Annotated in this window: 19 protein-coding genes and 1 other annotated feature; of the genes, 7 read left to right on the top strand and 12 right to left on the bottom strand. The window is 48.9% G+C overall.

Going from position 1 to position 22,179, the window contains the following annotated elements; all coding sequences use genetic code 11:
- Window positions 1-106: 106 nt before the first annotated feature.
- Window positions 107-553, bottom strand: a complete 447-nt coding sequence (locus tag AC0YNS_RS07915; RefSeq protein WP_475780461.1) for a CBS domain-containing protein — start codon at window positions 551-553, stop codon at window positions 107-109.
- Between the two features lie 93 nt (window positions 554-646).
- Complete coding sequence (locus tag AC0YNS_RS07910; RefSeq protein WP_475780460.1) at window positions 647-1,840, bottom strand: amidohydrolase; 1,194 nt, start codon at window positions 1,838-1,840, stop codon at window positions 647-649.
- Between the two features lie 219 nt (window positions 1,841-2,059).
- Here AC0YNS_RS07910 and AC0YNS_RS07905 point away from each other — a divergent pair, with 219 nt between their 5' ends.
- Together AC0YNS_RS07905 and ftsW are read left to right on the top strand one after the other, a co-directional pair.
- Window positions 2,060-2,404: a YugN family protein gene (locus tag AC0YNS_RS07905; RefSeq protein WP_090978214.1), complete on the top strand. Its 345-nt coding sequence runs from the start codon at window positions 2,060-2,062 to the stop codon at window positions 2,402-2,404.
- 6 nt (window positions 2,405-2,410) lie between these two features.
- On the top strand, window positions 2,411-3,595 hold the full coding sequence (ftsW, locus tag AC0YNS_RS07900; RefSeq protein WP_475780459.1) for a putative lipid II flippase FtsW: 1,185 nt from the start codon (window positions 2,411-2,413) through the stop codon (window positions 3,593-3,595).
- Window positions 3,596-3,643: 48 nt separating this feature from the next.
- Here the strand turns inward: ftsW and AC0YNS_RS07895 are convergent, their stop codons facing one another.
- Entirely contained in the window at window positions 3,644-4,021 is a 378-nt protein-coding gene (locus AC0YNS_RS07895) for an Asp23/Gls24 family envelope stress response protein (RefSeq protein ID WP_090978210.1), read from the bottom strand.
- Between the two features lie 295 nt (window positions 4,022-4,316).
- Here AC0YNS_RS07895 and cax point away from each other — a divergent pair, with 295 nt between their 5' ends.
- Window positions 4,317-5,378 (top strand): calcium/proton exchanger, encoded by a 1,062-nt coding sequence (gene cax / locus AC0YNS_RS07890; protein WP_475780458.1) that lies wholly within the window; start codon window positions 4,317-4,319, stop codon window positions 5,376-5,378.
- A gap of 80 nt (window positions 5,379-5,458) precedes the next feature.
- Here the strand turns inward: cax and AC0YNS_RS07885 are convergent, their stop codons facing one another.
- From AC0YNS_RS07885 to AC0YNS_RS07865, 5 genes are all read right to left on the bottom strand, one after another.
- Window positions 5,459-5,740 (bottom strand): Fpa/YlaN family protein, encoded by a 282-nt coding sequence (locus AC0YNS_RS07885; RefSeq protein WP_475780457.1) that lies wholly within the window; start codon window positions 5,738-5,740, stop codon window positions 5,459-5,461.
- Window positions 5,741-5,879: 139 nt separating this feature from the next.
- The gene (locus AC0YNS_RS07880; protein ID WP_475780456.1) at window positions 5,880-6,119 is read right to left on the bottom strand and encodes an HPr family phosphocarrier protein; all 240 of its coding nucleotides are present in this window, start codon (window positions 6,117-6,119) and stop codon (window positions 5,880-5,882) included.
- A gap of 78 nt (window positions 6,120-6,197) precedes the next feature.
- Window positions 6,198-7,313, bottom strand: a complete 1,116-nt coding sequence (locus AC0YNS_RS07875; RefSeq protein ID WP_475780455.1) for an aminopeptidase — start codon at window positions 7,311-7,313, stop codon at window positions 6,198-6,200.
- A gap of 68 nt (window positions 7,314-7,381) precedes the next feature.
- Window positions 7,382-8,119 (bottom strand): hypothetical protein, encoded by a 738-nt coding sequence (locus AC0YNS_RS07870; RefSeq protein ID WP_475780454.1) that lies wholly within the window; start codon window positions 8,117-8,119, stop codon window positions 7,382-7,384.
- Between the two features lie 131 nt (window positions 8,120-8,250).
- Complete coding sequence (locus AC0YNS_RS07865) at window positions 8,251-10,110, bottom strand: sensor domain-containing diguanylate cyclase (RefSeq protein ID WP_475780453.1); 1,860 nt, start codon at window positions 10,108-10,110, stop codon at window positions 8,251-8,253.
- 385 nt (window positions 10,111-10,495) lie between these two features.
- Between AC0YNS_RS07865 and rpsD the strand changes: the two genes are divergently transcribed.
- Window positions 10,496-11,095: a 30S ribosomal protein S4 gene (rpsD, locus tag AC0YNS_RS07860; RefSeq protein ID WP_475780452.1), complete on the top strand. Its 600-nt coding sequence runs from the start codon at window positions 10,496-10,498 to the stop codon at window positions 11,093-11,095.
- 51 nt (window positions 11,096-11,146) lie between these two features.
- Here rpsD and AC0YNS_RS07855 read toward each other — a convergent pair whose 3' ends face one another.
- From AC0YNS_RS07855 to tyrS, 3 genes are all read right to left on the bottom strand, one after another.
- Entirely contained in the window at window positions 11,147-12,688 is a 1,542-nt protein-coding gene (locus AC0YNS_RS07855) for a flotillin family protein (RefSeq protein WP_475780999.1), read from the bottom strand.
- A gap of 30 nt (window positions 12,689-12,718) precedes the next feature.
- Window positions 12,719-13,246: an NfeD family protein gene (locus AC0YNS_RS07850; protein WP_475780451.1), complete on the bottom strand. Its 528-nt coding sequence runs from the start codon at window positions 13,244-13,246 to the stop codon at window positions 12,719-12,721.
- A gap of 173 nt (window positions 13,247-13,419) precedes the next feature.
- The gene (gene tyrS, locus AC0YNS_RS07845) at window positions 13,420-14,673 is read right to left on the bottom strand and encodes a tyrosine--tRNA ligase (protein WP_475780998.1); all 1,254 of its coding nucleotides are present in this window, start codon (window positions 14,671-14,673) and stop codon (window positions 13,420-13,422) included.
- 47 nt (window positions 14,674-14,720) lie between these two features.
- Window positions 14,721-15,012, bottom strand: a binding site (T-box leader).
- 161 nt (window positions 15,013-15,173) lie between these two features.
- Between tyrS and AC0YNS_RS07840 the strand changes: the two genes are divergently transcribed.
- Window positions 15,174-18,302, top strand: a complete 3,129-nt coding sequence (locus AC0YNS_RS07840) for a transglycosylase domain-containing protein (protein ID WP_475780450.1) — start codon at window positions 15,174-15,176, stop codon at window positions 18,300-18,302.
- A 60-nt stretch (window positions 18,303-18,362) separates the two neighbouring features.
- Here the strand turns inward: AC0YNS_RS07840 and acsA are convergent, their stop codons facing one another.
- Window positions 18,363-20,087, bottom strand: coding sequence for an acetate--CoA ligase (gene acsA / locus AC0YNS_RS07835; RefSeq protein WP_475780449.1), 1,725 nt, complete (start codon window positions 20,085-20,087; stop codon window positions 18,363-18,365).
- A gap of 177 nt (window positions 20,088-20,264) precedes the next feature.
- Between acsA and AC0YNS_RS07830 the strand changes: the two genes are divergently transcribed.
- Window positions 20,265-20,897 (top strand): GNAT family N-acetyltransferase, encoded by a 633-nt coding sequence (locus AC0YNS_RS07830; protein ID WP_475780448.1) that lies wholly within the window; start codon window positions 20,265-20,267, stop codon window positions 20,895-20,897.
- A 41-nt stretch (window positions 20,898-20,938) separates the two neighbouring features.
- Window positions 20,939-22,117 carry an acetoin utilization protein AcuC gene (locus tag AC0YNS_RS07825; protein WP_475780447.1) on the top strand — a complete coding sequence of 393 codons (1,179 nt, stop codon included), beginning with the start codon at window positions 20,939-20,941 and terminating at the stop codon, window positions 22,115-22,117.
- Window positions 22,118-22,179 lie beyond the last annotated feature (62 nt).

The raw sequence follows: 22,179 nt of genomic DNA, 5'->3' as shown, positions 1-22,179 counted from the left end.
GTCGCCTAATGTTTCTTCCCTCAGTATTGAAAGTTTCCGGCAGGATTATGCATGCAAAAAAGCGATTCGGCGGTTACGCGCCAAATCGCTTCTTCTGACATGTACATTAATGGATGATCGTTTGCTGCTCGCTGTGCATCTCTTGCGATATGCTGCTGAGCGCATCTCCAGCCTCATCGACGTATATCTCTCGAATCGCTAAGTCTCCAATTGCAACAATTCCGATCAAATTCCCATCCTCGACTACCGGCAGACGGCGAATTTGATGAGAAGCCATCAGCTTGCCCGCTTCATCCACCGTCGTCTTGGCATCGATCGTCACGACATCCTTCGTGATCACCTCTTCTACTGCTGTGGAACCGGAATGTTTCTCGGCGTAGCCACGAACGACCAAGTCGCGGTCCGTCACAACACCGATCAATTTCTTCCCATCCACGATGGGGACAAAGCCGATATCATGATCCTTCATCAATACCGCAAGCTCATAAACATTATCCAGCAGTGTCGCTGTCACACAGTCGGTAGACATTAATTCCTTTACTAGTCGCGTCACGATTGCAGTTCCCTCCTTGATGAATCGCACGAACACGTTCGACGTATGCATGGATTTCAACAATAGGTTTGCCGTTTGGTGACTTTTTATGAATTAAACTGAGGCTTGTTCCGCAAAATCCTCCGCCATAGCAATCATGAGCTTCGCTGCATTCAGCATAGCGCGTTCGTCCAAATCAAACTTCGGATGGTGATGCGGATAGGTAGCTCCGCAAGCTTCATTCCCAGCGCCTACAAACATGAAACAGCCCGGAACTTCGCGCAAATAATAGGTGAAGTCTTCCCCGGCCATAATTAGAGCGGATTCCTGTACGCCTTCGGCGCCAAATACCTCAGGTGCCACCTTGAAGAATCTCGCTGCTTCTACCGCATCATTGACTACCGGAGGATATCCATCTCGGTACTCCAGCTCTGCTGTAGCGCCATACATTGCCGCAGTCTGCGTTACGATCGTTCTCAGCCTGTCCTGAATAAACGATCTGACCTCATCGGTGAATGTACGTACTGTCCCTGTCATCCGGCATCGTTCCGCAATGACATTGGCCGTCGAGCCTGCATGAATGGAACCGATCGAAACAACGGCAGGATCAAGCGGGTTCACATTTCGGCTTACGATCGACTGAATGGCTTGCACAATGGCCGATGCGACCAACACGGCATCGACGGTTTCATGCGGTAATCCGCCATGTCCGCCTTTGCCTGCGATATCGATATAAATTTCATCCGGCGCCGCCATGAACGGCCCCGGTTTCGTTGCGGCCAGGCCATAAGGAAGCGGTGTCCATAGATGTACGCCATAGATCGCATCGACGCCTTCGAGCGCCCCGCCGGCAATCATCCCCATTGCACCGCCCGGAGACACCTCTTCCGCAGGCTGGAAGATCAATCTTCTCTCTCCTGCAAAATGTTCTTTATTTTCACTATAGAAGCGGGCAATGGCAAGCATCGTTGCCGTATGCGCGTCATGACCGCATGCATGCATAACACCGGGTACTTGCGAAGCGTACTCAGTCAGTTTCTCGTCTTGGATGGGTAGTGCATCGATATCGGTTCGAAGTGCGATAACCGGCCCTGGCTTATCGCCATGAATAGAAGCGACCAGTCCATAACCACCGCCGACTCTCGTCTTCACTTCGCAGCCCAGTTCTGCTAGCTGCTGCTCAATCCATCGAGAAGTTTCCTTCTCATGAAAAGATATCTCCGGATGCTGATGCAAATACCTGCGCCACTGAACCATATTCGGATAGACAGTTTGCAGCTGTGCCTCCATCTTGTTTGTTATACTCACGCTTACAAACCCCCTCGCTCACAATTGACTTATCCCCTATTGTACCAGAATGAGAGAGTGAACTGAAATTTGTTTTTTGGCGATTTCAGGCAACATTTTTCGTAAATATGTCACTTTTTGCGCCTTGCGGCCACGGGAGTTAGGCTTGCACTGGCCCATGAAAAATACTATCATGAATAAGAAGAAAACCTGTTCTGTAGCTTGAAGGAGGATCACCCTATGATTATTGAGAATACAGGCCTGAACGGCATGACTAGTGAACTCGCGCACCTTGACGAGTCAGCGGAGAAGCTCGGCTTTGTTCGCTGGCAATGGGAATATTACCGCGCTACGTACGATCTGAAGCTGGAAGACCGCACAAATCGTGAAGAATACTTCCTGCGCTTCAATGTCCGCGCAATTGAAGGTAAGCTGGAATCCTCTCACGCTGTGCTGCAAGTGGAATCCGTTTATATCGGACGAGCTACGTTCCCGCATGGTCTAGACTATGAATCGCCTGTACCACAGCCGATTCTGAATGCGGCAACTCAGCGTCTGCAAGAATTGAAGAAATTGCTTGCCTAGCTGGCTATGAAGCCACAAACAACGAAAACAAAGACAATCGGCCTGCGCGGCAGGCCGGATTTCTTGCTTCTGGTACTTACGCTGCTGTTAGTCGGCTTTGGTCTTGTTATGGTGTTCAGTGCAAGCTCCAACACGGCTGTTATTTCGAAGACTTCGAATTTTGACGCTTTGTATTATACGAAGCGACAGCTGATGTGGGCCGTGTTAGGTACGATCTCGATGTTCGTAGTTATGAACATCCCCTATGCCGTATTCAAAAAAGGCTTCATCCTCTACTTCATCCCCGTTATGATTACGCTCATTCTGGTCCCTTTCATCGGCAAAGAATTAAACGGTGCTCAAAGCTGGCTCTATATTGGACCGATCGGCATTCAGCCTACCGAATTCGTCAAGCTGGGTCTCATCCTTTATTTAGGCTCACTGATTGCCAAGAAAGGCGAGAAGTTTAGAGATTTCAAAAAAGGGCTTTTCCCGGTTTTCACCATTATCGGAATCATATGCTTAATCATCATGATGCAGCCCGATTTAGGTGCTTGCATCGTTATCAGTGCATGCTCTATCATTATCATCGTTGCCGGCGGAGCGAACTTGAAGCAATTATTTCTCGCTGGCATTATTATTGGTTCTCTTGTCGCATCCTGGGCCAGTATCTCCATTATGAATGATCATGATGACTGGCAGTACCGAATCAATCGCTTCACGGCGTTTATGGACCCGTTGTCGGATGAACAGGACAGCACCTTTCACTTATCGCGCTCTCTGCAGGCGCTTGGGCACGGCGGCATTACCGGCGCAGGCTTCGGACACAGCGTACAGAAGCTCAAATATCTGCCTTATCCTTACAGCGACTTTATCTTCTCCATCATCGCCGAAGAATTCGGCTTTATCGGAAGTCTGCTCTTCTTGCTCTTCTATTTATTTTTCCTCTGGCGAGGGTTACTCGTTGCTGTTCGATGTCCGGATAGCTATGGTACCATCGTGGGGGTCGGCATCGTCGGTTTATTCGCCGTTCAGACACTCGTCAACATCGGCGGTGTGACAGGCGCAATTCCGATAACAGGTGTAACGCTGCCGTTTGTCAGTCATGGAGGCTCATCGCTCATTGTTTCGTTGCTTAGCATGGGTATACTGCTGAGTATCTCACGAGAGTACAATAAGCCTGACAAGCCACCGCTACAGCGCAGTCGATAAAACAAGAAAGGCATGCCCAGTGGGGCATGCCTTTCTTGTTCCTAGTCCTTATTTCAGCCTCGCAAGCTCCTCGACTTCTTCTTCCTTGAAGGCAACACCTTCAACCTTGATGTTCACTTCAACGACATGAAGTCCTGTCATGTTCGCAACCGTTTCGCGGACATTCTCCTGCAGTTGACGGCAAACCTCTTGAATCGGAATACCGTATTTCACGATAATTCTTAAATCGATCGCGGCTTCCAGCTGGCCGACTTCGACCGATACGCCTTTTTGTGCGTTCTTCCCGCTTAGGCGTTTCGCCAGCCCTTCGGAAATACCTCCCGACATAGCAGCAATGCCCGGAGTCTCAAGTGCAGCCAGTCCCGCGATGGTGGCGACCACGTCGTCTGATATACGTATGATGCCGGTTTGAAGTTCTTCTGTCATGCCACTCACTCCTCGTTCACCTTATGTTTCCATTGTAATGGAATGGCACATCCGAAGCAAGGCAATTACTTTGTTGATTGCATGTTTCTGAATCGTGTACGTATTAATCAGAGTCGCAAAATAACCGCGATGAATATTCCTCCGGCTTTACGCGAGAATAACGAATAAACGCTTCCTGTAAAATTGTCAATCTTCTTAGAATATTGTCGATTACCAAGTTTACACATTCGCTGTTTTCAGCTATAGTGTTAACAGATTTCCAATATTACCAATTGACGAACGAGGTGCCTTGACTGTGAACCAGAAATTGTTTTTTACATTGCTTATCGGGTTGTTTGTACTCAGCGGAATTAGTCATTATGCCCATTTCGGCACGACCATTGAATTCATTATTTCAGCGGTCGCGATCTTGTTTGTAGCCGGCTTTCTGGGAAAAGCTACCGAGAGCGTCGCTCACTATGCCGGTCAGCGGCTTGGCGGATTTCTGAATGCTACCTTCGGAAATGCGGCGGAATTGATTATTGCCATCTTCCTTGTTCGCGAAGGCCTATTCGATATGGTAAAAGCCAGCATCACCGGTTCCATTATCGGTAACCTTCTACTCGTACTAGGTGCCAGCGTTCTGCTCGGCGGCTTAAAGTACAAAGAACAGAAATTCAACGTGCAGCTTGCCAGCCACAACTCTTCCCTTATGATCTTGGCTGTCATCGCGCTTGCCATTCCTGCTATCTTTATCACTAATCAGCATTTCTCAGTGGAGAACACCAAATTCCTCAGCATAACGATCGCGATTATTCTTATTGTCGCTTATGTGCTTTGGCTCATTTTCTCCATGATCACGCATAAGGACATTCTTGAGGATGTCGAAGAAACGACACCTGATCACGGCGAAGAAGCCGCTTGGTCCAAAAACATGTCCGTCCTCTTCCTCATCCTAGCGACCGTTATGACGGCTTTCGTCAGCGAATGGCTCGTCAGCACCTTACATACGTTTACAGCTGATTTCGGCTTCTCTGAAGTGTTTGTGGGTGCCTTCCTGATAGCGATCGTAGGTAACGCAGCAGAACATAGTGCAGCCGTCATGCTCGCAATGAAGAACAAAATCGGCGCCGCAGTAGAAATTGCAGTCGGCAGCAGTTTGCAGATCGCCTTGTTTGTTGCCCCGGTTCTGATCCTGGTCAGTACGCTGTTTGGACCTACGATGGATATCGTGTTCACGCCAATCGAGCTTACAGCGATTGCCGTGTCCGTCTTTATTGCCAAGTCCATCTCGAAGGACGGGCAGACGAATTGGTATGAAGGCGCATTGCTCTTGATCGTTTACATCATACTGGGTATTTCCTTCTACCTCGTCTAGCTTACACAAAAGACGCTCCGTCAGTTGACGGAGCGTCTTTTGTGTTGCCATAAAAAAAGAGCAGCTGCGATAAATCGCGGCTACCCGTTTAACGCTTCATACAGCTGCGCTAAATTTCTTTCTAATTTGTTAATGATTTCTTTGCCGACAGATTCACCGACAAGTCCTGCACGAATCGCAAAATCGATTTCTCTGGAAAAGCCGTATATTTGAGTGTCCAATACTTCTTCATAAAGCGGACATTTTCTCGTCGCCAAATTTTCCATTTGCACTTCGATCAACTTTTCGATTTTAGTGGCATCCTCGTGAAGGAGATTGAGCGCTTTTTGATGCAGATGAATAAGAACATCGGATGAAGACATCGTACTCCTCCTTAATGCGTGATACTAATCCATTTATCTATTCTTTATATTAGTCGAAAACAACGGAATGTACAAGGTCAAAACAAGAAGCGCCTCACCGATATCTCGGCGAGGCGCTTCTTATGATGATGATGAACTGCTATTCAACTACATTTACTTTAAGATTATGTTTCTCGAATACTGCTGCCAGTGCCGCTTTCGCTTCATCAGCGTCAGCACCGTGGACGTGGAGATCATAGGAATGTCCGCCGACCAATGTCGTGAATAGACCGAGGATGCTCTTAACGTCAATGTATTTATTCTCAGCTTGGAGTACAATGGACGATTGGAATTTGTTAGCCGTTTGGGAAATATCTACGATTGCCGCGTTATTGGACATGGGAATCCCTCCATAATTTAGTTACTTTCGGTAGCTTCATTCATCATAACCCGATTCTTGTATTCCTTCAAGGTAATTTTACTTTAAGTTCTCCGGATTCAGGCCTTCGAGTTCAGGAATGACAAAAAGTCCATCCTTGCGGATCAAACGATCATCGAAATACACTTCCCCGCCTCCGTACTCCGGTCTTTGAATAAGGACAAGATCCCAGTGAACAGCGGAACGGTTGCCGTTATCGGTTTCCTCGTAAGCTTGCCCCGGTGTAAAGTGCAGGCTGCCTGCGATTTTCTCATCGAACAATATATCTTTCATCGGATGCAGGATGTACGGGTTAAAGCCAAGGCTGAATTCGCCGATGTAACGGGCACCTTCATCCATATCCAGAATCTCATTCAGCTTCTCGGTGTTATTGCTTGTCGCCTCGACGATTTTGCCATCTTTGAACGTAAATTTAATGTTCTCGAACGTAGTACCGGAATAAACCGATGGCGAGTTGTACGTGATCGAACCTTGAACGGATTCACGAATCGGACAGCTGAACACTTCACCATCCGGAATGTTCTTCTGACCGGAACATTTCTCTGCACCGATTCCTTTAATCGAGAACGTCAGATCCGTTCCGGGGGAGACGATCCGAACGCGGTCGGTTTTCTTCATCAGCTCTTCGAGCGGGTCCATCGCCTTATCCATTTTCGCATAATCAAGATTACACACATTAAAATAGAAGTCCTCGAACGCTTCGGTGCTCATGTTAGCCAATTGTGCCATGGAATCGTTCGGATAACGCAGAACAACCCACTTTGTATGCTTCACACGCTGCTCGGAGTGAATCGGATGACGGTAATATTTTTCATACAGATTCATTTTGTCGCTAGGCACATCGGCTAGGGAGTTAATGTTCTCACCTGCACGAATCGCTATGTAACCATCCATCGCCTCCATCCGCTTCAAGTCGAACGAGGCCCACAGTTTAATTTGCTCTTCCGTTGCATTCATCAGCATGGAACGCAGTACGGAACGGTCACTGGTCTCAACGAAGGGACGTCCGCCTTTCTTGGCCACTTCTTCGATGATGCATTTCGCAAGCTCTCGCTCCGATCCAATCATATCGATAAGGACGTTTTCTCCGGGTTGTACATCGATGGAGTATCCCACTAAATTTGCTGCAAGCTTCTGCATACGAGGATCACGCATTGTTTAATAACCTCCAATTAATAAATTCATTACCTATCCTACCATTTATTAAGCGCTGATGCACGAAGCTACAATTGGCCGCCTCCCAGTCGCGTAAAGACAATCTTTGTAACTCGTAACTCCTTCCGATCCTGTCCTTCCGCTTTGTACTGCAGCGTCGTTTTCTCCTCTACTTGCAGAGGCAGCAGTTTCTTCCGGTCGATGATCATTCGACAGCTGGATTGCACACGAAGTGTGGACAACATTGCTTCGAGCTGTGCTTTGGAACGGCTGAGCTCTTCATTCCACTCTCTCTCAAGCGAGCCTTCAGATTCTGATGCGCGTTTGCTCTGCATCGTATTCTTGGATGCCGAAGCCGCAGGCACTTTCTTCTCAAGGACGCTAAATTCTTCTCGAAGTGTTTGTACCCATGTCTCCTTCGCTTTCGCCTCGTTAGAAGTAATGCGTAATACCGCGGTTCGATTTCCGGATTCTGAGGGCACTAATTCCGTAGACTGAGCATTGTTTTCCACCTGTCTGAGATACTCAAGGGGATGAATCGAGCTGCCAAGCGAATCCGGATTGTTTGCCTTCACCTTAACATTGTTATGATTCTCAACCGTCCCTTGAAACGTCATCGCCTTTAGCGGTGATATGCCGGTAAGACCGATACCCGTATCACCTGTAAAAGCATACCTGTCAACGCCTGACAAGCCTGATACGGATAAGGAAAGCAGCTCTCCCGGCGATTTATTGTCTGCTGCTGAATTGCAGCCGATTACCGTAAGCATGATTAAACAACAGGTCGACCATTTCAATATTTTCATTCGTTTCGCCTCCAGCCCAGCCCGTTCTGCCTATCTCACTTAGCGTCTGTTGCATCGCGTGTCTTTATGTAACGAAACAACAAAAAAACGGCAGCCATTAAAGCTGCCGCCGTTTCACCTATAAAATGCTGCTATCCGATCATGATGCGATTACGCCCATTCTTCTTCGCCTCATACAATGCCATATCTGCCCGATTAAATAAAGATTCGACGCTGATTTTCTCTTCCTCGAACGTCCACTCCGATAATCCGCAGGATACGGTCACCTTCGGCTCTGTATGCTCTTCCACCATATTGCGGATCCGCTCTGCGATTCGGTAAGCTTGCATCGATCTAATTTGCGGCAAATATACGGCAAGCTCCTCACCGCCCCATCTCGCAGCGATATCGCTGTCACGAATACAGGAGCGAATCACATCACTCACGATAACGAGAATGCTATCTCCGATGAGATGGCCGTAAGTGTCGTTCACTTTCTTGAAATGATCGATATCCACCAAGACGAGTGACCCGCAAGGGTCTTTCCGCTGGCGATATTGAATCTGCTCGTTCAAATAATTTCGGGCGTACAGCCCGGTTAAGTTATCCGTAATGACCATCCGTCTCACTTCGGCATGCAAGGATGCATTCGAAATCGCCAGACCGATGTGGGTGGTCAGCACCTGCAGCAGTTTGTAGTTCTCGTAGGAGAAATAGTTCGCGTTCTTGTCCGAGACCATGATCACACCGAATAGCTCTGAACCGGACATGACCGGCGCGGCAATTAGCGATCTGGAGCCTGTTTCGTCCATTAGATTGGAATCAACCACTCGCGTGGCCAAGTAGTCAGAGATGATGAGCGGCTCTTTCGTGCTATGAATGATTCCGCAGAAACCGTAATCTGTGGAACACTTCTCTCCTACCACGTTAGGCAAATTACTCGCTGCAATTTGAAAACTTGGGTTTTCAGTTGTCAATTGAATCAAATGGCAGTAATCCGCTTTGAAAATATGGAGCAGCTCCGTCATCGCGAAATCGAATACTTCATTGAGACGAAGCGATTGATTAAGTCGTTTCGCTAACTCATTAATGAGCTGCAATTCGCTGATTAACAAATTGGATTGCTCGAAGAGCTTGGCATTCTCAAAAGCGGAGCCTGCCGTATCTGCAAGCATGACAAGTGCTCGAATCTCGGCATCTTCCCAATGCGCAGTTTCCATAACTAAGCTAAGAACTCCGTAAACGGCTTGTTTGCCGCTCATTGGAATCGCTACCTTCGTGTTGTTCTCCTCGGAGCTGACGATCGGCTGCCCGGAAAGAAACGATCTGGCATAAATATCTTCCGTACTATGCCTAAGCATAAGCGGTTTGACCCGCGGATCGTTATTCACATGGTCTTGCGATAAATACAAATTCACATCTGCGAGCGGATACAGCTCAGCCATATCCTGCAGCAACACCTGGAGTACCATCGAAACATCATTTTGATCATGCAGCCTCTTCGCCACATTAAACATCGTATCTTGATGCCTGGCTTCCTTCTCGCTTAGCTTCTGCCTGTTATGCAAATCTCGGACGACCCTAACATCGAAACGGTGATAGAACATCTGACGAATCAATAGCGCAGTCGTATGCAGCAGGGATTGAAGCTCCTCACAGTTGTCACGAATAATGAGCACTAATCTAGCAATACTTTGCGGTTCAATCGAACGATCAAGTAACGAAACCTCAATTCGATCCGAAATATTCTCTTCGGACACTTGCCCATGTTGTGCAATAACTTGTCCGGAAGCACTAAATAATGCAAGCTCATGCTGTAGCAAAGGCGATTGCATTGCCTGTGCTTCCTCCAACCAGTGTTGGAAGCTTTCCTTGAATAGGGAGATGATTGTTGAATCGCTGCTATCATGGATATCACCTGAAGGAAAGGATGACATTGGCTGCTGCGTATTCAAGCGAATGTCGGCCATATTGTTTGCATTCTTCACCCAATCGGAATTGATGGATTTCACCGCAGCATCACCTCATTCCATATTCGATTTCCATGTAGAAATTTGCCTCTACCATTCTACAACTATACTTGAAATATTATTGAAATGCACTACTTTTGGCACTAGATAAGTAGGTCCTGCGATACAGCAATTATTTATGTTGCGATTCATGAAATTCCCTGGCACTTTTCTAATCCGATTTGCTTGACATTCACCGCTCAACTTATATAATATTTATAGTTGAATACATGGGAACGGTTTTGTGTCACCCTCAAGAGACTGTCGCTAACAGGTCTGCGGCTGAACATACCTGTCAGGACTTCATTGTTTGTACAATGCAGCGTAGACAGCACTCGGCGAAACACCCATTTCAAACATCCCATTTGAAGAAGGAGTTTTACGACACATGTCAAGATATACAGGCCCTAAATTTAAACTAAGCCGTCGCCTCGGCATTTCCCTAAGCGGTACAGGTAAAGAATTGAAACGCGCATTCCCGCCAGGCCAACACGGTCCGGGTCAACGCAAGAAAATGAGCGGCTACGGTATTCAATTGCAAGAAAAACAAAAGCTTCGTCACATGTACGGTATGAACGAAAAACAATTCCGTAACCTGTTTGACAAAGCTTCGAAACAAAAAGGTATTGCCGGTGAAAACTTCATGGCGCTTCTTGAGAGCCGCCTGGACAACCTGGTTTACCGTCTTGGTTTCGCAAACTCCCGTGCAGGAGCTCGTCAGCTTGTATCCCACGGTCACGTAACTGTAAACGGTAAGAAAGTCGACATCGCTTCTTACACAGTTTCGCTTGGCGATGTTATCGGTCTTCGCGAGCGCAGCCGTACAATGAAATCGATCAAAGAAGCTTTGGCAGGACGTAACTTCCTACCGAACTACCTTGAGTTCAACGATGGCGCTTTTGAAGGTAAATTCCTTCGTCTTCCTGAGCGTGCTGAACTTCCACAAGAGATCGACGAGAAACAAATCGTCGAGTTCTACAGCCGTTAATAAATCGAGCGGTCCGAATATTCGGACCGCTCTTTTTTTATACCTATTCCGTTATTCGCTCGGTTTGGACAATTTTGCCGCTACTTCTTGGACAAGTGCTTCAGGCAGCGATGATACCGCTGCTACTCCCGCATCAGATGAAAGCTGTGATTTGTTTGTTAACCCTCTCACAAAGGCATTCAGATCGATGCCCGAGACACTCTTAAGCATTTCCGGCGCTGTTGCCATCAAGGAGGTAACATAGTTGCTTAATCGTGCCGCGCCTTCTCCATGTCCGGTATCCACGATCGTCAACTTGTCGATGGCACGAATCGGATCGGCCACTTTACCGGCCAGCTCAGGGAGCATCTTCACAATGATATCGAGAACGGCTGCTTCGCCGAAGAGCTCGAACGCTCTTGCCAGCTTCTCTTTCGCTTCCGCTTCTGCCAAACCGCGGAGCCGGATAACCTCGGCCTCAGCAGTACCTTTGGCACGCTCTGCATCTGCAATTGCCATACCATCAAGTCGCTTCTGCTCCGCATTCGCACGTGCTTCAGCTTCAATCTTGTATTGCGCCGCATCTGCTTCACGCATCCGCTTCGATTTGTCCGCTTCAGCCGCCTGTTCTACTGCGTAGCGGTCAGCATCTGCCTTCTTCTTCACTTCCGCATCGTACTGTTTCTCACGACGCAATATTTCTTTGCCTTCGATATCAATCTCACGTTCTTTACGAACGATTTCAACCTGCATTTGTTCCTCAACCACTTGCTGTTTCGCTTTCGCTTCTTGAATCGCGTAAGCTTGGTCGGCTTCGGCTTTAGCGGAATCCTGCTCTTTCTTGAATGAAGCTACTTTAAGTTCCTTCGCTTTGGACGCTTCCGCGATATTCGTATCTCGAAGCAGCTCAGCCTTCTGCCCTTCTTCTTCCGCTTTCGCCTTCTGAATTCGCGAATCCCGAACGGCTTCTGCTTCCGCAATGTCAGCATCTCGCTTCACGGCTGCGATACGCGGCTTACCTAACGCGTCCAGATAACCATGCTTGTCGCGAACATCCTTAATGGTGAACGACACGATTTGCAGACCCATTTTCTTCAAATCAAGCGCTGCAATCCCTTGTACCTCTTGTGCGAATTTATCGCGGTTCCGATACACTTCTTCCACGGTCATCGAGCCGAGTATGGCACGAAGATGACCTTCCAATACTTCTTGCGCTTCGCCTTTCAGCGATTCCGTCGGCTTGCCGAGGAACTGCTCTGCTGCTGTTGCAACATCTTCTACTGTACCGCCAATCTTAATAATGGCAACGCCATCGCAGATGACCGGAACACCTTGCTCGGTATATACTTCAGGCGTCGATACATCCAGCTTATGAGAGAGCAGCGAGAGGAAATCTGCTTTTTGGAATACGGGAAGAATGAATGCCCCGCCGCCGCGTACGATTTTGATTCGGCGTCCGGTCTCGTCAATGGCCGCATTACGACCCCCAAGGAAAGTACCGGTAACAATCATCGCTTTATCCGGCCCAACCGTTTTGTAACGCGCCCAAAATGCGAGACCGAGTAAGATAAGAACACCAACAACGACTGCAGGAATGACTAAGTAATCTGGAATCAAGCAAAAATCCCCTCTCGGTTGTTAATTCTACAGCTCTAATAGTGAAACAATTAACGAATGTCCTTCAACGTTAATCACAACGACGCGTGAACCATTCGGGATCAAGACGCCATCATGACTCGAGGCAATATGACTGGTAAGGCCGGCGCCTACTCGAATCAATACTTCCCCATACCCTTTCGCCGGAATCGGAACGGAAACTTCGCCAATCGTACCAGCAAGCTCCTTCATCGAATACCCGGTCGAATTCTCAGTCTTCTGCATTGGACGCACATAGAAGTAATACACCCCTATAGCAGACGCAACCGCACAGAGAATCGATAACAGCAGCACGATTGCCGTGCCCAGCTCAGTATGTCTATCCAGCAGCAGGCCGGCGCCGCCGAGTACAGTAATACCGCCGACGATCGCCATCGGCTGCAAGATCGGATACCCATCCAATGACAGAAAATCAAGCATCCCGTCGAGAGAAGCGCTAAGCCAATCTCCAAGAACGACACTTACAATCGCGAAAAGAATGCCGCCAACTAGGCAGCCCATGAATAAACTCTCCAAAGCACTCCCCCCTTCATTTATAAATTAAACCATATTCTAGTAGAACATTCGGTATTTATTACGCAGTATCTTTCCATAAGTTTCGATGGACAACGACAGTACGGACAAGCTTTGTCGAAATATAGAAAAGGCTCACCAGCAAATCGCTTCGCCAGGTGAGCCTTTATGATCTGCTATTGCAGCACGATTTTAACAATTTTCCGTTTGCCGACTTGCACGATGTCACCGTTCTCCGGTGTTATGGCAGCTGACCAGTCTTCAAGCTTAACTTCGTTGATACGCACAGCGCCTTGCTGTACGCTTCTCTTAGCTTCACTGGAGGATGTCTGCAGCCCAAGAGTCGTAAGCAGCTTGAGGATGCTGATGGAGCCTTCTTCAAGGACATGACTTGAAAGCGGCACTTCTTCAATATCAGTAGGGAGAGCACGTTTCTGGAATACGGTGATAAAATGCTGCTCCGCTGCCTCCGCCGCCTCTTCGCCATGGTACATTCGGACAAGCGTGCGACCAAGCTTCATCTTCGCATCTCTTGGATGTACACTGCCCTTCTCGAGACCAACTCGCAGCGCTTCCAGTTCTTCATCTGCCATATCTGTTGCAAGCTCATAGTATTTGACCATAAGCTCATCCGGAATCGACATCGATTTCCCGTATATTTGATTCGGCTCCTCATCAATCCCGATGTAATTGCCAAGGCTCTTACTCATTTTGTTCACGCCGTCCAAGCCTTCCAGAAGCGGTGTGAGAATAGCAGCCTGTGCGCTCTTGCCATATTCCCTCTGAAGGGTGCGACCCATGAGCAGATTGAACTTCTGATCCGTCCCCCCCAGCTCAACATCGCTTTCCAGCGCAACGGAGTCATAACCTTGCATCAGTGGGTAGAAAAACTCATGGATACTGATCGGCTGACCGGATTGGTAGCGTTTCGTAAAATCATCGCGCTCGAGCATACGCGCAACCGTTACTTTCGCCGACAAAGTCACAACATCTGCAAATTGCAGCGGACTCAGCCACTCCGAGTTGTAGTAAACGGTAGTTTGCGCCGGATCAAGCAGCTTGAAAATTTGCTTCTTATACGTCTCCGCATTGCGCTTAACGTCTTCTTCGGTCAATTGCTTACGTGTCTCTGATTTCCCGGTTGGATCCCCGATTCTTCCGGTGAAATCACCGATAATGAGCTGCACCGTATGTCCAAGCTGCTGAAACTGTCTTAGCTTGTGAAGCACAACCGTGTGTCCGATGTGAATATCCGGTGCAGAAGGATCAAGCCCAAGTTTTACTTTCAGCGGCGTGCCCGTCGCAACAGCGCCAACTACTTTCGCTTTCAATTCATCCTCCGGTACGATTTCAACGACACCGCGGCGAATGACGTTCATTTGTCTTTCTACTTCCTGCTGCTGTTCAGCCGTAAGTTGTTCCCATTTCACCATTACGATCGACTCCCTCCGCGAAATAACAAAAAATCCTTCTGTCCTCAAGGGACGAGAAGGATTTGCTCGCGGTACCACCCTCGTTAGAGTCGCCGGCGCCGGATGTCAGTTGGACTGACGCGGACGCCAATCTGGCGGCTCTCACTTCATTTCATAACGGATTCTATCCGGAAACAGACTACTGGCAGGGCTACTCTAATATTACTCAAGTAGACCTCGTTCGTCCGATCAGCTCGAGGCGGTAATTCAAACTGCAGCGCGTACCGGTTCACACCACCCACCGGCTCTCTGAAATCGTCGATCAGCAGCTCTACTGATGCCTGTCAACACGTTTCAATATGAACTTTTCTTGTTTTAGGTTATATCATACACGTTTAGTAAAAGTCAACGAGAATCCTTATTGTCCATAAGTTTAGACAAAAACGCGTTCTCCACTGCAAACCGTATGGCGATTTATGCTATAATAGCACTGTTAATCGGAGGAGGCTAATCATTTTATGAATCAAGACCGTCAACAGAAAACAAAAGGATACAGCAAATGGCGGACTTTTGGAATCGTGACGCTCGTAACCTTCAAATGGCTATTCATTTTCGGATTATTGATCGGATTGTTTGCCGGAGCTACCGTCGCTGGTTACGTTGCATCCTTCGTCAAGGATGAACCCGTACGCCCTCGCACTGATATTGAAACCAAAATGAACGAAAACGCCGTAACCGGTTTTGTCTACTTCAATGATGGACAAACACCTGTCGGTCAATTGCGTACACAAGAGGACCGCCGGCTCATTAAGAGAGCTGATATCCCTGCACAAGTCGTCAATGCCGTCCTTGCAACGGAGGACAACAATTTCTACTCACATATCGGCGTCGATTTCAATGGCCTTGCACGCGCCGTGAAGCAAAAAGTACTTAACGAAGAAACACAAACAGGCGGCAGTACGCTCACACAACAGCTCGCCAGACGTGTGTTTCTCACCTTGGACAAGACAGACAGTCGTAAAGTAAAGGAAATCTTCCTCTCCATGCGGCTCGAGCGGTTTATGACCAAGGATGAAATTCTGACTGCTTATCTCAACAAGGTACAGTTTGGTACAGGTAACAGCGGCTATAATCTATATGGTATTAAAGCAGCAGCTAAAGGGATCTTCAATATTACGGATCTGAATCAACTGAACATCGCACAATCTGCCTATTTGGCTGGATTGCCGCAGCGACCGTCGGCCTATACGGCCTTCACCAGCAAAGGCAAATTCAACGAATCCGGCTTCGCCCTTTCGATCGACCGTCAGCATATGGTGCTTAAGCGGATGCTTGAAACAACTCGAATCAGCGCGGAACAATACGATGAAGCAATGGCTTTTGATATTAAAGCCTCGCTAGCCAAGCCTACGGAGAAAGCGTACTCCACTTTCCCCTACTTGATGCTTGAGGCAGAACGTCAGGGTGCAGAAATTTTGCTCATGCAGGAGAACCCTAACCTGACAATTGCGGATGTCCGCAAGAAAGAAAATGCGCCGCTGATTGAAGAAGCGCGGGAGCGCCTGCTGCGCGGTGGATATCACATCTACACGACAATCGACAAGCGCGTATATAATGCCATACATAAAGTAGGCACTAACCCAGAGAATTTCGACCCGGACAGCGAAGAGAAAGGCATGGAGCAAACGGCAGCCGTCATGCTCGATCATAAGACCGGCGCCATCCTGGGGATGCTGGAAGGCCGCGACTTCTACACCGAGCAGATGAACCATGCCACTCAGATGACAAGGCAGCCCGGTTCTACGATGAAGCCGATTGCCGCTTACTTGCCTGCTATCGAGAAAGGCTTAATTCAACCTGCCAGCGTACTGGATGATGCGCCAATGGTGCTTAAGGATGGACAGAAAGGCTTCCACATCCCGATGAACTTCAATAAGAAGTTTTATGGTCTTGTTACTGCACGTGAAGCGTTAAACCGCTCCTTGAACCTTCCGGCTCTTAAGCTGTTTAACCAAGTGGTGACCATTCCGGAAGCTTGGAAATTCGCCAGAAAGCTCGGCATTACTTCCCTTAAACCGGAAGATGAATATGCGCAAACCGGTGTAATCGGAGGTCTCAGCATTGGTGTTTCTGTTGAGGAGCTCACGAATGCATACGGTGCAATCGCGAATGACGGCGTCTTTAACGATGCTTACATGATTAGCAAAATTACCGATGCCAATGGCGATATCGTCTATAAGCATGAAGCGAAGCCGCTTCGGGTTTTCTCGCAGCAAACAGCGTTCCTCATGACGGATATGCTAAAAACAGTCATTTCAGATCCGAACGGCTCCGGCCATGCTGTGGCATCGAAGTTCAAAAATTACGGCAAAATCCCAGTAGTCGGTAAAACAGGCTCCACGCAAAGCTATGGCGATGTTTGGTTCGAGGGCTACACCCCGGATATCACCCTTGGCGTGTGGGTCGGTTATGAGAAACAAGCTTACTCTTTATCGAAAGACGGCAGAAATCACGCGAAGAACATCTGGGCGCTTATTATGAATGAAGTGACGGATGAACGGCCTGAGTTATTCCCTACCAAGCAGTTCAGCATGCCTTCGGGTATTGTGAAATCAACGGTATCAAGCGTTAGCGGTAAGCTCCCTACAGAGCTTACACGGAGCAATGGTAAGCTGGTAACCGATTGGTTCAACAGCAAATTCCTGCCGAAGGACGCCGATGACGCGCTCGTCAAAATGGCCGTTATCTCGTTCAACGGGGTCAACTACATCCCGCAGCCTTCAACACCTGCAGATATGATTAAGGAACTCACGGTCGTCAAACGCGAGAAACCACTGGATGTACTCATGCAGGAAATTGAAGCTGCACAAGCTAAGCTTCCTGAAGAAAGCCGCAGACCGATGGATATGTACTTGCCGCCGGATGCCGGGCAGGATGCCCCATCCATCGTCGATCCGCGCGTGGAAGACGGTAAGGCCCCTTCTGCTCCATCTAATGTGCGTCTCGAAACCGTGAGCAAGACGAATGCATATCGTATCGTATTTGCTCCGGCACCTGAGAAAGATATTGTCGGTTACCGGTTATACCGCGCTATTAATGACGGGCCTTTCACTAACACAGGTAGCCCGGTTATGACAGGCCAGGAAAGTCGTTTCGTCAATTACGTCAGCGGCTCTGCAACATTCAGCTATTACGTGACTTCCGTTGATATCGCGGGAAGAGAATCTTCCCCAAGCATCATTGTAGCGTCCGGCAGCGGCAGCAATCCGCTTCCACCTACTCCGGATTTCCCGGATCAAGGTGACGTTCAAGGTACAGGTGATGATACCGGCGGCATACTGCTTCCTGATCCGGGGACTTCGACCGGCGAGAGCGGCCTAGCCGCTCCGACCGTCCCGATGAATGTGAAGCTTGAAAGCACCGATATCGGAATTAAGCTAACCTGGTCAGATAATGCCACTTCTGAGCAAGTGCTGCAGTACAATGTCTATTACAGCACGACCGAGAATGGCAGATATCGCAAAATCGGCTCAACGGAAGAGGCCAGATTCGAGTACGTTTCTCCAATGACCACAGGTTACTTCCAAGTCAGTGCGGTCAATGAGACTGGCGAATCCAACACCTCCACACCGGTCGGAATCAAATAATGAAAGAAGCCGCCAAGCGCATCATTCGATGCACTTGGCGGCTTTTGTTTATGGAACGCCTTAGTCTTCAATTGTTGACAGGTCGCCTGTCGGGAGATTGAGCTCCCATGCCTTCAGTACGCGGCGCATAATCTTGCCGCTGCGTGTCTTCGGCAGTTTATCTTTGAATTCGATTTCGCGAGGCGCTGCATGAGCGGACAAGCCTTCTTTGACAAACTTAGCGATATCCGCCTTCAGTTCATCAGAGGCGGTGTAGCCTTCACGAAGAGCAACGAACGCTTTAATGATTTCGCCGCGCATCGGGTCCGGCTTACCAATGACGCCAGCTTCGGCAACAGCCGGATGCTCAACGAGCTTACTCTCCACTTCGAATGGCCCTACTCGCTCACCTGCTGTATTGATAACATCATCAATACGACCTTGGAACCAGAAGTAACCGTCTTCGTCTTGATAAGCGGAATCGCCGGAAATGTACCAGCCCTGCAGACGGAAATACTCTTCGTATTTCGCCGGGTTATTCCAAACCTTGCGCATCATCGACGGCCAAGGTGTGCGAATGGCCAGGTTACCCATCCGGTAAGGCGGAAGCTCGTTTCCGCTGTCATCGATAATCGCCGCTTGAACGCCCGGAATCGGTTTACCCATGGAGCCTGGTTTAATATCCATGCTCGGATAGTTACAAATCAGCTGCGCACCGGTTTCCGTCATCCACCACGTATCATGAATCCGCTGGTTGTAGACTTTGAGCCCCCAGCGAACAACCTCTGGATTAAGCGGCTCACCGACACTAAGGACATGACGCAGGCTGGAGAGGTCGAATTTCTGAACGACATCATCCCCTGCGCCCATGAGCATGCGGAATGCCGTTGGAGCGCTGTACCATACGGTAACGCCGTATTTCTGGATTGTGGAATACCAGTCCTGCGGGCTGAAACGTCCACCGCGAATGACATTGGCAGCACCGTTAAGCCAAGGTGCGAATATTCCGTAAGAGGTTCCTGTAACCCAGCCCGGATCGGCTGTGCACCAATACACATCGTCCGGTTGCAAATCCAATACAACTTTTCCTGTGAAGTAGTGCTGAATCATCGCATTATGAACATGGAAAATACCTTTAGGTTTGCCCGTGGAGCCCGATGTATAGTGAAGCAAAAGGCCATCTTCACGATCAAGCCATTCCATCTCAGCTTCATCTGCTGCCTTCGCCATCTCTTCTTTAAAATCAACAATGCCTTCTGCTGCTTCGACGCCGTCACCGTAAACGATGACATGCTTCAAATCCGGCAATTCGCTGCGCGGAATTCGCGAGAGCAATGCAGGTGTCGTCACGATTGCGGTTGCACCGCTGTCAAGCAAACGGTCTCTGACGGCTGTTTCCATAAACGCTTCGAATAATGGGCCGACAACCGCACCGACTTTAAGGGAGCCAAGAAGACTGAAATATAACTCAGGCGTACGCGGCATGAAAATAAATACCCGCTCGCCTTTCCCGATTCCGAGTCCGCGAAGCACATTAGCAAAACGGTTCGATTGGCTGGACAGCTCTTGGAACGTATACGATTCGTCTCTAGTGTTATCGCTATAGTAGAGAGCGACTTTGTCGCCTCGTCCCGCTGCTACATGACGATCGATCGCTTCATAGGCCATATTGACCTTGCCCGTTTCAGACCATGAAAACTGTTGTTCAAGCTGTTCAAAACTAAAGTTACCATATGTTTCATCATAGCTTGTCATGTTGGAGCCGGATGCCGTAGCCGGAATCCGTTCTTGATGCATATTAGTCATTCTTTCATCATCCTCCTGCCCATTGTGCAACATTTTCTAGCGAGGTCGGCCTCCGTAACGGCTCCCTCCAAGGAATACGCTTACATATTATATCACGCTGAGCCTAGTTCAACCATGCTTTTCAACCCGTCATTTTTTTGTTATAAGTAGAATAGCACGCGAAAGGAGCCCACATCATTGGAACATCGCAAAAGGATGCAAGCGCAGCAATTGCCTTATCAGGATCGAGAAATCGTCCTGGAAGGACCCTTGCCCGCAGATGCGCTGAAACGGCTTAAGCTTCATCCGCAATTGGATGCATTTCGCAGACCGGAAGAACAAATGAAAGCACTCATTGAAATAGCTGAACTGCCGGAAGGACGGATTATAGCCGCTCGCGATGGCGAAATTATTGTCGGATATGTCACCTTTCACTATCCGGATGAGTTGGAGCGGTGGTCCGAAGGCGGGATGATCGATCTCATCGAGCTTGGGGCGGTGGAAGTTTCCGACGATTATCGTTCGCTTGGACTTGGCAAACGAATGATTCGGCTCGCATTCTCGCAAGAACAACTAGAGAACGTAATCGTATATACGACAGAATATTATTGGCACTGGGATCTGGAAGGCACGAAGCTGAGTGTCTGGGAATACCGTGCCATGATGGAGAAGCTGATGAAATCCGTCGAAATGGAGTGGGTAGCGACCGATGACCCTGAAATATGCGCCCATCCTGCGAATTGTTTAATGGTCAGAATCGGCAAGGAAGTACCCATCAGCTCAATCGAGCAATTCGACCGTGTCCGGTTCAGGCAGCGGTTTATGTATTAGTGATGCTGCAGCAAGCGGCGGAAAGGAAGATCGGACGCATCATGACGGATAAATCCGTGTACATACATCATCCCGAGGCAGGACGGTATAAATTCAATAAAGACCACCCGTTCGACCCGATTCGCTTAACGCTAACGCATGAATTACTAGAATCTGTCAACGCGATTCAAGCCTCACATTGCATCGATTCTGAGACAGCATCAGACGAGCTTCTGGCGCTTGTTCATCGCTCGGACTATATTGACGCCGTACGTGAGCTAAGCCGCGTTACACCGGCTCCTGAAGCCGTCAAACAAGCCTCTCAGTATGGATTGGACTCGGAGGACACGCCTTTCTTTCCGAGTATGCATGAAGCTGCTGCCGCAATCGTAGGCGGCTCTGTCCTTGCTGCTGACCTTGTGATGCGAGGAGAAGCCGATCACGCCTATCATATGGCGGGCGGGCTTCATCATGCTTTTCCTGAGCGGGGATCAGGCTTCTGCGTCTATAACGATGCAGCGATCGCAATCGCTCATATCCGCAAGCAGTATGGCGCACGCGTCTTATATATCGATACGGACGTCCATCATGGCGACGGCGTGCAATGGACTTTCTATGCCGATCCCGATGTGTGCACCTATTCCATCCATGAGACCGGGAAGTTTCTCTTCCCCGGCACCGGCTTCGTCCACGAACGAGGCATCGATGCAGGCTACGGAACGAGCGTTAACGTTCCTGTTGATCCTTATACAGAAGACGAGTCTTGGCTTGCTTGCTTTAGTGAAACCGTTGCCAAAGTCGCCGAGGTGTTCAAACCGGATGTCATCGTCAGCCAACATGGCTGCGATGCTCATGCCTACGACCCCCTCTCCCATATTCACTGCAGTATGCGCATCTATCAAGCCATGCCCGCCATTATCCATCAATTAGCGCATACCTATGCGGCCGGTCGATGGATTGCAATCGGAGGCGGCGGCTATGACCTCTGGCGCGTCGTTCCACGGGCGTGGGCGCTTGTTTGGCTGGAGATGTCCGATCACCCGCTGGCCGCCCTCCTGCGAGATTCTGACGCGAATGAGCCTCTTCCTGCAGAGTGGCTAAACAAATGGACTCCGCATAGCAGCGATCCATTGCCCACGCATTGGCTGGACCACTTAAAAGATTGGCAGCCTATGCCACGCAGACAAGAAATCGAAGCACGCAATAAAGCGACCATAGCGATTGCGTTATCGCAGTTATAACCAAAAAGGCAGTCCCATGTGACATCCCCGTGCGTACGCGGGACATCATGCGGAACTGCCTT

The organism is Paenibacillus sp. J22FR21, from assembly GCF_056269135.1.
This window is presented reverse-complemented; position numbering and strand designations above follow the sequence as displayed.